The 15,637-nt window shown below is 47.2% G+C and carries 5 protein-coding genes; all 5 read left to right on the top strand.

The window, feature by feature from the left end:
* A partial coding sequence (locus HY811_11220) for a hypothetical protein (GenBank protein ID MBI4835369.1) occupies positions 1 to 375 on the top strand: 375 nt, incomplete at its 5' end.
* Positions 376 to 759: 384 nt separating this feature from the next.
* Positions 760 to 1,413: a hypothetical protein gene (locus HY811_11215; protein ID MBI4835368.1), complete on the top strand. Its 654-nt coding sequence runs from the start codon at positions 760 to 762 to the stop codon at positions 1,411 to 1,413.
* A 280-nt stretch (positions 1,414 to 1,693) separates the two neighbouring features.
* Positions 1,694 to 4,951, top strand: a complete 3,258-nt coding sequence (locus tag HY811_11210) for an SUMF1/EgtB/PvdO family nonheme iron enzyme (protein MBI4835367.1) — start codon at positions 1,694 to 1,696, stop codon at positions 4,949 to 4,951.
* 244 nt (positions 4,952 to 5,195) lie between these two features.
* Positions 5,196 to 5,984 (top strand): hypothetical protein, encoded by a 789-nt coding sequence (locus tag HY811_11205; GenBank protein ID MBI4835366.1) that lies wholly within the window; start codon positions 5,196 to 5,198, stop codon positions 5,982 to 5,984.
* Positions 5,981 to 15,637, top strand: a 9,657-nt coding sequence (locus HY811_11200; protein MBI4835365.1) for a PQQ-binding-like beta-propeller repeat protein, incomplete at its 3' end; no start/stop codon positions are given. The genes HY811_11205 and HY811_11200, both read left to right, overlap by 4 nt.

Below are 15,637 nucleotides of genomic sequence, written 5' to 3'. Positions count from 1 at the left end.
TCTATCGCTTATGTCAAGTTTAACGCAAATACCATTTCCGGCACAGCACGCTGGAAGAAGTTCCGGATAGATAAGGGCGTTACAGGCGTTGCGACCCCCTGCCCGGATAACAAAATAGAAGTCCAAATCTGGATGGAAAATAATAATAACGGTTTCTGGGATGTTGGCGATACGCTTATCTCCAAAGGCAATTTTACCAACGGCACGTGTTACCTCAATATGAACCGCTGGCAGGTAACCACCACGCCCAAGACCTATTATATTGTATATAAATTAGCCAGTGATATCAGCGGCGGCACCCGCGCCGGGGTGAAGATAGCGGATAGCTCTTATTTAGAATTCGAAAACGCTACTTGCATAGGAGTCCCGCCGTAGGGCAGAGTATCAGTGTATCAGAAAATCAGATTATCAGATAAATCTGTGGTTAGAGAAAGGAGGTGATAACTACCCGTAGTTAAGGGAATATAACCCGTATTCCGTGGAATATAACCTTTATTCCCTGGAATATAACCCGTAGCAACGGGGATACAACTCGTAGCAATGGGAATATGGCTTGTAGCAATAGGGATACAAGTCGTAGCAACGGGGATATGATTCATAGCAAAGGCGATATAAATTGTAGCAACTGGGATATAAGACGTAGCAACAACGATATAAACCGTGCCCGCCAAAGGCGGGTCCGTCCCGCCCCGCTCCGCAGGACCCCGATTAATAGGGAGTCCTCGAAGGGGGCAAAGCGGGGCGGAAAAGGAGATAAAAATGCCAATAAAAAAATACTACATCCCCAAACAGGACGATGACTTTTTCAATTTCCAGGGGAATTTTGTGAATCGGGTGGTGGCGAACGCCGTCACCTGGGGCATTCCGCCGGCTGATGTTATGGCTATTGGTGCCCGACGCATGTCATACGAACCATTATACACCGCCGCGCAAAATAAAACCACCCGGACCAGGGCTGATGTCCTGGCGCACCGCCAGTCGCGCGAGCTTTATGAAAAAGAAATCCGCACCATGGCAAGGCAGTATCTGATGAATAGCCCGCTGGTCTCCGATACGGACCGGGTAAATTTAGGTTTGACGGTTCGCGATACCGAGCCCTCGCCCGGTGCGCCGATTACGACTGTGCCGATTATCGGATTGAAAGGCTTAGGCGGCGGCGATATTGAAGTGCGTTGCCGGGTGACCACAGACCAGACCCGCGCCAGCATGCACCCGGATGCAAACGTCGTTGAATATCGGTTTATTATGGTGGCATCCGGCACTGTGCCGCCGGACGACCCGGAAGATTGCCCATGCACAAACGGTTGTCATTTCCTAATGTATTCTTGGTGTCTTTTTGCTTATGGGGAGTGGGTCTGGTCCCTCGCGGGATGTCCTGCTGGCCAGATTCACTCCCCGTTTTTATTATATTAGTTGTTCACCATCATTTCATTACAGGTCAAGTATAATTTTCGGGAATTCCGGGGACGCCCAGCCCAGAATGGGGCTGATGCGGCCCCGACACTGCGTATCGGGACGCCTGATTATGCTTTATGGAATGTATCCCGGCATTCGCCGGGACGTCACTGCGTTCCGGGTAGAGGCGCCTATATATATGTAACCGGATGGCTGTTTAATACATAATATAATATCTCTATATTTTAGTAAAAATACTGTTGACAAAAACATAGGTTTTTATTATAATCAGCCCCTTATGCCAGACCCCACAGAACAGGCAGGACAACCTGCCCAAACTGCTGAAATTAAGACCATAGGCGAATTTGAATACAGCACCAAGCGTCTGCTCGGCAAAGGCGCCTGGGGTGAAGTCTATCGCGGAAAACAGAAATCCCTTAACCGCGAAGTCGCCATAAAAATCCTCAAAAAGGAACTCTCCGCCGACCCGGAATTCGTCAAGCGTTTCAAGCGCGAGGCGACAACACTCGCCACGATGACGGATGAGCATATCATCCAGGTTTACTCAGTCGGTGAAAAAGACGGCGAGTATTTCTTCATCATGGAGTTTGTCCAGGGACAGCCCCTTTCCAAGTTCGTCGAGCGCGGCCGCAAGTTTGCGGTAAATGAAATCGTTTACGTGGCGGATTCGGTGGCGCGTGCCTTGAGGGCCGCCTGGGAATCGCCCGCCAAGATCGTCCACCGCGATATCAAGCCCGCCAATATCATGGTTTCCTATTCGAGTTCCATGATGAAGCCGCCGACCGACAGCCAGCCGGGGGGAAGTGTTTCCGAAAGCATGGCCGTCATGGATGTCAATATCATGGAAACGAAAGTCAAGGTCATGGATTTCGGCCTGGCTAAATTAAACGAAAATGTCGATGGGGAAGCGACCATGGCCGGAACGGTCATCGGAACGCCCAAATATATTTCACCCGAACAGGGCATGGGCAGCGCGGCGGATATCCGTTCGGATATTTATTCACTCGGTATCGTCATGTACGAAATGGCGACCGGCCGCATCCCGTTTGAAAGCGACAGCGCCATGAGCATGATACGGCATCATATTTACGATACGGCGGCGAACGTTTCTCAATTCGCCCAGGATTTCCCCAGGGAACTGGAAGCCATCATCATGAAGTGCATCCAGAAAGACCCGAACGCCCGTTATCTTTCTCCTGCCCAACTCATCGAGGATTTGGAGGCTTTTAGGGCGCAGCAGGCGCCGATACATGCTTCCACCTCTGCGCTGGATGCGACCATGGTTTCGGATTTTGCCAAGCGCCAGAAGAAGAGCAGCCGGATGCTTTATATCGGATTCGGCATCGCGGCGGTATTGATGATCGGCATAGGTGTTTTCGCATACAGCGTCCTTTTCAAGCCGCAGGGAAAAGACGGCCGTGCTGCGGCAGGCTCAAGCCTGAATGACGCCACCAAAAATGCCCTGGTACAGATTGACGGCCTTATAAAGCAATCGAGATTTACCGAGACTTGGACCGCCCTTACCAAGATAGACCCGAAATACCAGGAGCATGACGATGTAAGCGACCGCCGTTCTTCCATGATTACCAAATGGGCTGATAAAATAGAAGGCATGGTAGAAAAGGGTGATAAACTGAACTTTGTCTGGAGGGAATATAACCTGGTGCCTTCCGCTTTGCTGGAGCGCAAGGAAAGCGCGCCGCTGCAGGGACTTAAGGACGCATTCATAAAAAAATGGCTGGCGAAAATCAACGCGCTCCTTTTGAAAGACCTTGATGCGGCATGGGAGGAATTCGGGACAATCGAAAGCACTTTGGTCCAATCGAACAACGACCTCAAGAAACTCCAGGATACCTTAACCGAACGATGGAACAAGAAAATAATGTCGCTGGTGGCTGCGAAAATGCTCGAAGAATCCCCGCTTGTTTTTACCGGGACCAAGCTGAGCAATTTGCAAAACAGTTTCAATGATATCATGAAATTCGATTCAAAAAACCAGTATGATAAATTGTATCCCAAGCTTGATTCTGATTTCATCAATATAAAAACAGAGGAATATGAGCTGGTGCCTTCGGCGATGTATTTTAAGGTGAAGGTTATGGCTCGTGAGAAGGCCTCCGGATACCTGGGTAAGATAGAAACGATGGTTTCGGATTTGAAGGAACTGAAAGACGAACACCCTGACGCCGTGACCGCAACGGAATTGGCAGCCACCCTTTTCGATGACCTGCAAATGGCTTATCAGGTAGACCGTTATAAAAGCTATGAAACCGGTTTGGAGGGAAAGAAACTGAATGAGCAATTAGAGTTTTCCAAACAGTTCAAGAGCGAATGTGATAAAGACAAATACCTGAAAGTGCTTGGCGACAAGGTCGTTGCCAAAATCAGGGATATTGAATGCGGATTATTTAAAGAGGATTATACGGCATACCAGGATTCCGTAGCCAAGCTGGATGAATCGGTCGGCAACGTAAAAACACCGGAAGAATATATTGATTTGGTAGGGGAGCTTAAACAATCCCGTAATCATATCATAAGCCTTAAAGGGAATCTGGCAAAGGTTGAATTGGATGAAGAAGAAAAGGCGCAGTATACGGATAAGTTAACGGGTAATGGTAAAACGTTAGACGAACTGGAAACCAAAATAGAGATGGACTTTTTTGCGCTTTGCGGGATAACCCCTGATAGTATTAACGGAAAAACAGACGGGGTTTACAGGTTGATTAAATCAAATAATGATAATGCCGAAATGGTTATCGTGCCGGGCGGGCAGTTTAGCATTGGAACGGATGATGGGGAGCCCTTTGAAAAGCCGGTGCAGTCCACTATTGATGTAAAGGAATTCTATATAGATAAATACGAAATTACCAATGCCCAGTTCGAGATTTTTGTTAAATCCAACAAGAACTATAAAACAGAGGCGGAAATATCGGGGAAAAGCTGGGTTTGGAAGGATTGCGAACTCATGGAAGTCCGGGGTGCTAATTGGCGCGACCCCGAAGGAGACGGCAAGGGGATTAAGGACAGGATGGATCATCCGGTTGTCCATGTTTCCTGGAAGGATGCCAATGAATACGCCAAGTGGGCGGGCAAGCGTTTGTTGACGGAAGCTGAATGGGAAAAAGCCGCCCGCGGGACCAAAGAATTTATATACCCATGGGGAAATAACTGGGATGAAAATGCCTGTAATAATGCCCTTACCGGCTCCGGCGGCTCTGTCCCATCTGCAGACAATAAGTATGAATCAGGCAAAAGTCCTTATGGATGCTTCCAGATGATTGGAAACGTCGCTGAATGGTGCGAAGATATTTATGAGGATTCGTATAATTACAATAAAGAAATGAGCCGGAAGAAGGGTTCAGGGCATACCTTAAGGGGCGGTTCGTGGATATTATTCCCCAAGTTTCTCAGGAATACCTATCGCCAGCAGGGTACCTGCGGCGGGGTAACCGGTAATTTCTGTTCTAATTATATAGGCTTCCGCTGCGCCAAGGATGTCGACAGGAGATTGGCTACGGCGTTAGGCAATAAATAAGTTCTTTGATATCACTGATTGTGGTAACAGCGTATTACCGTTTGGTAACCTTAAAAGGCCCTAAGTCTAATATAGGTGAGTGGTATTATCAGTGTTGCGCTTTAGTAACAGCGGTTACCAAACGGTAATACGAGGCTATAGATATATTATCATGAATTATAAGGAGTTACGTTAGTTAACGATTTTAAGCCGGATTCGGCATCTTATGGCGGGATGGCACGGTATTTGCTTATATAAAATAACTATGAAAACAAGATACCTGAAAGTAACCCTTGCTTTATTGCTTATTACAGGAATTGCTTTAACCTTCCTTTTTTACCAGGGCAGCGAGTTGCTTGGTTTAGCCGAAGGCTCGGGGCAATCCGCATCACAGCCGTCCAAAGGCTCGTGGATAAAATACCGCATCATGAGAAGCCAGATGGATAACGCCGGGTTTAAAGAGATAAACACCGCATACCTAAGAATCAGCGTCATAGGTGAAAATACGAAGAAATCACCGCCTTATTATGAAGTTGAACTGGTGGCTAATGAAAAGACCGAGCAGATGAAATCCGTCCGCTTTAGGGTTGATTCTAACGGGCAGGCTTTGATGGATACTTTGGTGGTAAAGCTTCCGAACGAGTTTCCGGTAGAAATTAACCCGACCGCCTGGTCCAAGAGCGCCGGGATAAACTCCCCCGAACAGTTTTTCACTGAGATGCTCGGCAGCATGTTGATTATCCCGTTTGAGAAACCCAACGAGAAAAGCGAAGCGGAACACATCAGCATAAAAGCCGACAATAAAGGCCTTGGAAGCTTTGATTGCCAGCGTTACCTTATCAGGGAATCCGCCTCGCTTACCGGTGAGACGGTAAGCAAGTTTACGAAAATCTGGTTTGCGGATAGCGGTTTGCCTTTCCCCGGCGTGGCGAAGATGCTGATATTCGAGGAGAGATACCAAACCCAGATATTACCGGTTGAGTATTCGAACAGCGGGGCAACCTCTTTTATTACGGATAACCCGATTCCGCTTGACTTTAAAGATAAAAAATGAAAACAGAAATAAAGTATTTACTGGCTGCTTTTTTATTGTTCCTTGTTACTTGCTCGTTATCGTATGCCGCCGACCTGGTGGAAATAGTCTACCCGGCAGAGATGGCTAAAGACGAGATAGAAAAAAGCATCCGGGAATCGCTGATTAGGGACCAGGGTGGAAACTACGGCGATTATTATTACCGTATCTTCAAGGAATGTAAGGAAGATACGCTTCTTAAGAAACCTTCCGGTCCTTCAAATCCGGTTGAATATTTCAAGAACGGCGAAAGATTGAGCGAGCCCGGCTTTAAGGAATATATGAAAAGCCAGGAGTCAGCCGGCTGTAAAATCGTCCGTTACCAGAAAAGCGCCACTGGGGAGCTTCTGCAACTGGGGATGGAAAAAGGCACATCCGGTTTTAAGCCCAATATAAGACCGGTTGAAAACCTGCTTTCCCAGGCCAAAGGCGGTTCTATCTTTAGCAAGTGGTATTTCTGGGGCGGGATCGGCGTGCTTGGTGCAGCTGCAGGCGGCGGTGGCGGCGGTGGTGGTGGTAGTGATAGCGGAGGCACATCTCCGGCAGGACCTACTGCCCCGAATCCTCCGACCAATGTGGCGGTAACCGCTACGACTAACACCTCGGTTAATATTACATGGACCGATAGTTCAAACGAAGAAGGTTATGCTATCAGGCGTTCCCTGACAGGAATTGATGGTTCTTGGATTAATATTATCGATGTTTCCGCCAATACCACAAACTACACAGACAATACGGTTTGGGAAAAGGGAACATTTTATTATAGGGTGCTTGCCCGCGGAGGCGGTTTTGAAACTTATTTACCGCAGAATGATAAGTCAGTTACAACACCCGGCAAGCCGAACAATCCTTCAAATGCCACATGCAGCGCGCCTTCTTACTCCCAGGTTAATTTATCCTGGAATGATAGCTCCAATGACGAAACAGAGTTTAGGATATACCGGAGTATTAATGGTCCATGGAGTTATGGCTGGTACGCGACCGTTGGAGCAGGGGTTACTTCCTTTATTGATCTTAATCCTCCCCGCGATGTCGATCCTTCCACCAATTATTATTATAAAATTTACGCCTGGAATGTATGGGGTGAAAGCATTGGAGGTAGCAATGAAACCAACGCGACTACCAAATCGGCTCCTTCTTCGCCGCCGGCAGCCCCGACCGGGACCACTGCCACAGCCGCTTCTTATGCCCTTATTAATGTAACGTGGACAGATGCTTCGAATAATGAAGCCGGATTTTATATTAACCGCAGTGAAGTGTTTGGAGGACCTTATCCGGTGCAGTATCGGGTTGACCCGGGTATCCAATCGTTTTCCGATATTACCGTCACCCCTTCCACCACATATTATTATGTCGTCCAGTCATATAACTTCCAGGGAACCGGCAATTCAGCCGAGGTTTCGGCAGCCACTCCGGCAATACCGCTTAATCCTCCGATAACCCCTTCAAACCTGACGGTTATCGCCGTATCGTCTTCGGCAATTGACGTTTACTGGGATGATAATTCTTCCGATGAAGAGGGGTTTAAGCTTTACCGTAATACTACCGGGACAGATCCATTTACCCAAATTGCCACTATTGACCCTAATACAGAGGTTTATTCAGATACAGGTTTGGCATCTTCCACAACTTTCTATTATAAAATAGAGGCATATAACTCCCAGGGAGGCAGTATGTTCGCAGGGGTGGCTTCCGCGACCACTCCGGCGCAGCCGACTAATCCGCCCAGCCCGCCGAACACCTTAAACGCCGTTGCCGTTTCTGATTCCCAGGTTAATATAACCTGGAATGACACTTCAGGCGATGAAGAAGGGTTTTATATATACCGCCAGAAAGATGGGACGGGAACATGGAACTATATTAAAACTGTTGGAATAGGCGTGGAATCTTATTCGGATACCGGCTTGGACCATTCAACCAAATACTGGTATTACGCGACTGCGTATAACAGCGCCGGAGAAAGCGGTCAATCTAACCAAGATGACGCACTGACCAATCCTCCGCCGGCAACTAAGCCTCTTACCCCGACCAATGTTTCAGCAGTAGCCATAAGCGCCAAGCGCATTAACCTTTCCTGGCAGGATAATTCATGGAATGAAACAGAATTCAGGGTATATCGCTGGACGTTATCAGGAGGTCCATATACATTAGTTATTTCCGGCACACTTAATGCCAATGTCACCTCGTTTTCCGATACGGTTGGGTTGCTTGCAAACACGCCTTATTATTATGTAATAAGGGCTTATAATCTCCAGGGCGAGACCGGTAATTCAACCGAGGTTTCAGCCACCACATACCCTGCACCGGCTACAACACCCACTCCTCCCAGCGGTTTGTCCGGGTATGCGCCTTCTTCTTCGCAGATAAAACTGACTTGGGTTGATAACTCCGATAATGAAGATGGGTTTAAGATAGAACGGGCGGATAATATTGCCGGGCCTTATACAGCTGTTGGGTATATTTCAACAGGCACCAATAAATATCTTGATAGCGGCTTAACTTTTAATGCGACATATCACTACAGGGTGCGTGCATATAATTCAGCCGGTGACAGTGATTATAATTATAATTCAGCGCAAACCCAAAACCTGCCCGGCAGTGCTCCAAGCCAGCCCGGAGGGATAAGTTTTGACATGGTGAATTCATCCCAGTTTATTCTTTCTTGGTGGGATAGTTCTTCTGATGAGGAAGGATTTAGGCTGGAGCGTGCGTATCATCCTGAGCAAGCGTATACCGTTATTGCCACGATAGACCCATCTGACGGAGGCACTATAAAATATACTGATACTGGCTTGGAGCCATCAACCAGGTATTATTATAAGTTATATGCCTTTAATAGCCAGGGTGATAGCACTCCTTCAGAGACTAATCAGCAGACATTAGATACCTTTGGCGCTGTTCCTGTTACACCTACCGGCTTAAGCGTAACCGCCCAATCCGGTAAGGTCCAGGTCAGGTGGACGGACGCTTCGATAGAGGAATTATGTTTTAAAATATTGCGGCAAAAAACGGGCGACCTTGATTTTACCCACATTATGACGGTCAGCGCGAACCAGGGTTCGGGAACGCAATTAACTTATTATGATATCGGTATATCGCCGTCTACAACGTATACCTATAAAATAAAGGCAACTAATTATGCCGGCGAAAGCACGTCTGGAACTGCATCAGATATTACTTATCCATCGGCGCCTTCTTTGATGGTGGCAACTTCTATTTCACCAACCAGGATTGATTTAAACTGGCAGGATAATTCCATTGACGAAACGGGGTTCAGGATAGAGCGTAAAGTAGGACAGTTCGGAAGCTTTAGTAATCTTCCGCCTGGGGCTGGTAGTAATGTGATTTCTGCTACTGATGATACGGTCAGCGCTTCAACCGAATACTGGTATCGTATACAAGCCTACAGAGGCGGTGATTATAGCAGTTATTCCAATGAGTCCTATCAAAAAACGCCACCGCCTGCGCCTACAAACCTATCAAAGGCGGTTTATACGTCTCCTGACAAGGTCTCTTTGAGTTGGTCGTATAGTAATGGTGATCATAATGGCTTTAAGATAGAACGAAAGTTTGAAGGAGAAACAACATTTACCCAAATAGGGACTAGCGGCCAATGGAATACTTGGTATGACGATAGCACAGTCACCCCTTCCAATATATATACTTATCGTGTCAGGGCTTATCGGAACTCCCCTGCGGCGGACAGCCCTTATTCAGATGAAATTATTGCCCAAACTTATCCGGCGGCACCTTCGTCTTTTAATGCAATAGCTCTTTCTTCTTACCAGGCTGTAATTAGCTGGACGGATAATTCTGACGACGAACTGGATTTTTACATTGAACGGTCTCCCGCATTCGGATCCACCATAACGGTTAGCGCCGTTGCCGGAACAGGGTCGGTTATCACTTATACGGATAACACTATCACAACCACTTCCGGCACTAATAATTTTTGGTATTATATAAAAGCACGTAACGCCGTTGGTTATAGCGGCACTTTAAATAGCGACCAGGTAGTAGGATTAGGATATCCGTTAGACCTATTGGCGATGGTTACAGATACGGCAAATGCCATATCTATTTCCTGGACGAATAATTCCGCGCCTTGGGCCGGCTTTAAATTGGAACGAAAAAATGGCGGCGGTTATGCGGAAATAGGGACGGCTACAGGAAGTCCGACTGTTTGGTATGGTGATTTAGGGCTTTCTAATTCGGTTACTTATACTTACCGTGCCCGGTCATATTATACCGCGGGAAGTTACCCATCTTATAGCTCTTATTCTAATGAGGCATCGGATTCCACCTGGCCATCCGCACCGAGCGGATTGACCGGAATAGTGCTTGCCACCAACGAAATCGCCATTTCCTGGACAGATACTTCAAGCGACGAGACCGGTTTTATCATAGCCCGCAAAAAAGAGGGTGAAGGTTTTTTTAGTTTCCTTGATGCCGTTATTTCGCCTGCCAGCGCTTATACGGATACCGATATAACGGATGTGGTTACTTATTATTATAAAGTAAGGGCATACCGCCTTGACCCGGGCCCTGATTACAGTACGTTTTCTAATACGGTCGAATTTATGCCGAATAATGCTACCCTGGCAGATACCGCCTGGCCTAAAGCGCATTGTGATTTGGCAAATACCAGCCGCGCGGAATATGCCGGACCTACAACCGGCGGATTAAAATGGGCGGCTTTAGGCATGGGTGGCATGACTTCAGCGGCTGTTTTGGATAGCAAAGGAAATGTTTATATCGGAACCACTAGTAGGCTTGAGTCTTATGATTCAACCGGCGCCAAAAGGTGGGTTTATGATATTCCCCAATACATTGGCAGTAACGATCGATATATTTATGCTTCACCTGCTCTTGGGTCTGACGGCACCATATATATATGCGTTAACACGATGGATGGTTTAATGAAGAGTAAGCTCTATGCAGTGCGATCATCGGATGGTGCGTATAAATGGGATTATCCGAGCGGTGCGGGAGTAATATTCAGCTCTATATATTCAGCTCCGACCATAGGCTCTGACGGCACGGTTTATTTCGGGGCGGGCGACGGCAAATTATATGCGGTTAATCCTGATGGCTCTCCAAAATGGGACTATTTCCCGGCCATGGGCTCTATTGAAGCCTCACCGGCGATAGATAGCCAAGGGTTTATTTATTGCGGAACGACAAACGGCTATATGTTTGCCCATAACCCTGATAATTCCGGGAATAAATGGTCCCGTAATTTCGGCGCCTTCCAGATAAAGTATGCTCCGGCAATTGACGAGGCTAATAGCGTTGTCTATGTGGCGGTGAGCAGTCAAATATACGCACTTAATTTAAGCGACGGCCTGAATAAGTATAATCCTTATAATGTGGGTTTTACTATCACTACTGCCCCGGCAATCGGTTCGGGGGAAGTTACTTATTTTGCTGTTAATAACGGTTCTCTTTACTCGGTTACCCCAACCGCGGGATCTTTAGCTATGCGCTGGTCGTATGACCCTCCGCCGGCTGCCGGAGTAATTAATTACGGAGTCACAATCGGGAAAAACCTGCCTAACCCTATAATATATTTTTATGACGATATGGGCGACTATGTTTGCGCTCTAAAAGATACCGGAGTTGCTCCTGTGTCGCCTGAATGGACTTATTCGGTAGGAGTCGGTTCAGGATATAATATTCCGGTAATTGGTTCGGATGGGACATTGTATATAGGAAGCAACGGCAGTCTTTATGCCATTAATAACGGCGGCTCGACCTCTCCGGATGCCGTGTATTCTCAGATAATGTTCAGAAGCAATGTCAGCCGGACCGGTCAATCCACATTCGCCGGCCCGACCAGCACAACTGAAGCGCATACATATCCTGCAGGTGGGTCTATTCAAAGTTCCGCCGCGGTAGATAAAGACGGGAATATATATTTTGGTTGCAATTCTGCGGCAGGGTCAAGTTTTTATTGTATTAATAAAGATGCCGGTAATCAGTGGAGTACATTGGTAGGAATGGTTAAATCCTCTCCGGCAATATCCGCTGTCAAACAAGCCGTCTATTTTGGGGATGATTCCGGCGTTATGCATTCTTATCCCCTTGTGGGCGGAGCGCCGCGTTGGTCATATGGTACTGCTATGGGCGCGATTCTTTCATCGCCGGCCATTACTGGCGACGCCAGTAATACCAGGGTTTATTTTGCGGCGGGTTCAACTTTGTATGCCCTCTATGATGATATGACAGCGGGTCGGTTGCTTTGGCAGGTTAACCCCAGCGGCAGTCCGTTCGAATCATCCCCGGCGCTGGATAAAAACGGAAAAATATATATCGGGTGCAATGATAATAAGGTGTATTGCTATCAGGATACAACTCCTTATGCTATGTGGCCCGGGACTTATAACACACTGTGGAATACGGGGGTGCAGATTACAGCGCAGGTCAAAGCTACTCCTCTGGTTGCCGGTGATGGTTATATTTATGTTGGCGATCTATCCGGTAGATTCCATCAGATAAACGCAAATACCGGTGCAGTCGGATGGAGCGTTAATTTAGGCGCAGGTAATTCTATCTGGTCTTCCGCCGCTCTTTCTCTTGACGGAACCACTCTATACGTCGGATGCAATAACGGCAATTTATACGCAAGAAACAAAAGTGATGGTTCTGAAAAATGGACTTTTAATGCCGGAATAGGCATACAAAGCTCGCCGACAGTTGATTCCAAGGGACGCATTTATTTCGGGACTCTGAATGACGGTTTCGTATCGCGTATTTACGCCTTAACAGATACCGGCACCGCTGGAACAGCGCTTAGCGGGTGGCCGAAAGAATATGCCGGCGGCGGGGCAAACGGATTTATATCATCAGTGTCAATTATGAATACCGGCCAATTGGTTGTCGGAAACATGAATAACACTCTTTACATTATCGGGACAGACCCGGCTGATATCCAGATAACCAAGAAAGCGAATAAGCAAAAGGTTTCAGTTGGTGATGTCGTGACATATAAGATAACTTTAACCAATAATGGAGTTGATCCGACTGATATCAACAACCCAACCCAGCTGATAGACCGCATTCCGCCCGGTTTTAAGTATGTAAAGGGGTCAAGCATTTTAATAGACGGGGCTGGTAATATTACCCGGACTGATCCAGCAGGTGTTGATACCAATACACTAACATATGATGCCGGCTGGTTCGGGACAACCGCAACGGCGACCACAAAGGTAGTGTCTTATCAATTGGTCGTGGGAAGCGGTGTAGCCTTCGGCAAATACGAAAACCGCGCCTATGCCCGGTTCTGGTATAACAAGCCCCCGGTTACCGAAGGTACTTCAAACATCGCCAGGGAAGAAGTCCTGGTCGTGCCCGACCCGATATTCGATTTGGGCACGATTATCGGCAAGGTGTTTGAAGATACCAATGGCAACGGCATCCAGGATGAAGGGGAAGTTGGTGTCGGCCAGGCCAAGATAATAATGGAAGACGGAACGGTTATCACCACGGATAAAGACGGCAAATACCACGTGCCTGGAGTCGTTCCCGGAACGCATGCCTTAAAGTTACAAGTTACAGGTGACAAGTTGCAAGTGAAAGAAAGTCCTAAAATAGTGAGGGTAACCGAAGGCTTATTATGCAAGGTAAACTTCCCAATAGACTCCAAAAACTCTATAAACTCTACAAACTCTTCAGACTCCGGAGCAGCAGCGACGTCCCCGAAGCAAAGCGTAGAGGGATTACACTTATTAGTCCTGGGCGAAGGCATTGCCGGCTACAATACCACTTCAGGCAATACGGATATCGTAAATACAAACAAGGTTAATGAAGGTTTTGACGACGGCTTTACCGCCCGCGGGAGATTGGCATATTATATGTCAGGCACATTCAAGAAAGATTATACGATTACTTCATCATTCGACAGCAAGCGAGACCGGTACCGGGCAATGTCGCGTTACATAGACCCGGACAAGTATTATCCGCTATACGGAGATGACTCAACCGTGGCATGGGATGCCACCAATACGCAGGGACTATTCTATTTGTCAGCCGGGCATACGCCATCCGCGTCTCAAGTTTTGGTTGGGAATTACCAAACAGATTTAGCGAGTAATGAGCTTTTTGCCTATAACCGGACTCTTTACGGAGCTAAGGTGGCTTTGAACACGAATAATAATAGAGCTGATTATCTGTTTATCCCGAATACCGAGGTAAAACTGTTTGGAGCCAGGGCATACCAGGTGGCGGCGCATAACGAATTCCGCGCTACCGGCGGCTCGTTCTATTACTTGAAGCACAAGAATGTGATAGAGGGAAGCGAAGAGGTAAAGCTTGTCTCCCGCGACCAGCTGACCAATTTACCGGTCGAGACGATTATTAAAACAAGGGGAGTTGATTACGAGATAGATTATGACATGGGGCGTATTATCTTTAAGCAGGTTGTTAATTCGGTAGACCCAACAAGCAGTATTATATCAACCAATATCCTTAACGGCAATGGGATGTATATCGTGGTGGATTACGAGTACGAGCCCGACCGGACCCATTTAAATGAAGGGGTATACGGAGGAAGGGTGGCCTATTCGCCTATAGACGAAGTTACAATCGGCACCGGATATGTATCCGAAGAGGAATTAGATAAGGATTACACCTTAGGCGGCGCGGATTTAACGGTAAAACTGCCGCTTGAGACTAAAGTCAAGGTGGAATATGCCCAGTCCGAATCACGCGGCATCCCGAATTATGTTTCGCTTAACGGCGGATTGACCTTTAATGAAGTGACTAATTTATCATCCTCAGAAGGAAGCGCGTATTATATCAAGGCAGATTCAAAACCGATAGAGAATATAACCACGGATGTTTATTACCAGCACCTGCGGCCGGGATTTATGTCCTCCAACGCGGTAATACAGCAGGGCACGGCCAAATACGGGACAAGCATTAGCGATAAATTGACCGATAAACTTAATCTTAGCGTTAGGTATGATGTCCAGGAGCTTCTTAAGAATTATAACCTGGTTTCAGGCGCGTTAGTCGGAGGGGAAAAGACAGAAGTTACGAGCCTCCAGGGAAATTACAATATGACGGAAAAGCTCACTCTTTCCGGCGAATACCGTTACCAGAGCGTGGAGAATAAACTCGCTAAGATTACGAGCGAAACCAATTCCGATACATCGGTCGGCGCAGTCAGGGCGAATTATGCCTTGAGCCAGCGTGTTAATATGTATATGTCCCAACAGACGACCTTTAAGGGGCCGGCCAATCACCAGACAAGCTTGGGCTCAACCATCCAGATTATGGATAATTTATCCGGAAATATCCAGGGGACTAGCGGCACGAACGGCAATTCGGCTTTACTGGGATTAAGCTCAGTAAATAAGATAGGGGAAAAGACAGAGTTAACCAACAGTTTTAATTACGGGTTAACTGAAAGCACGACCAATGAAAGAACGCGTTCTGCCACTACGACAGCAGGCGTATCCAGCCAGGTAACGGATTCGACCAGATTATATGCGTCAAAGCAATACCAGGTGTCATCGGGTGGGGCGGTGTCAACGGCCGATACCATCGGCCAGGATACGAATTTCACCAAGAACTGGATAGTCGGCTGCACCTTTGAAAGAGGTCTATTGAATAACTTTGACGGGACAGAGACT

Source organism: Planctomycetota bacterium (assembly GCA_016207825.1).
Lineage (GTDB): Bacteria > Planctomycetota > MHYJ01 > JACQXL01 > JACQZI01 > JACQZI01.
This window is presented reverse-complemented; position numbering and strand designations above follow the sequence as displayed.

What these genes read in the sequence shown, in the direction of transcription:
- HY811_11215 (MBI4835368.1), top strand. Translation starts at nt 760, where the DNA reads ATGCCAATAAAAAAATACTACATCCCCAAACAGGACGATGACTTTTTC.
- HY811_11210 (MBI4835367.1), top strand. Translation starts at nt 1,694, where the DNA reads ATGCCAGACCCCACAGAACAGGCAGGACAACCTGCCCAAACTGCTGAA.
- HY811_11205 (MBI4835366.1), top strand. Translation starts at nt 5,196, where the DNA reads ATGAAAACAAGATACCTGAAAGTAACCCTTGCTTTATTGCTTATTACA.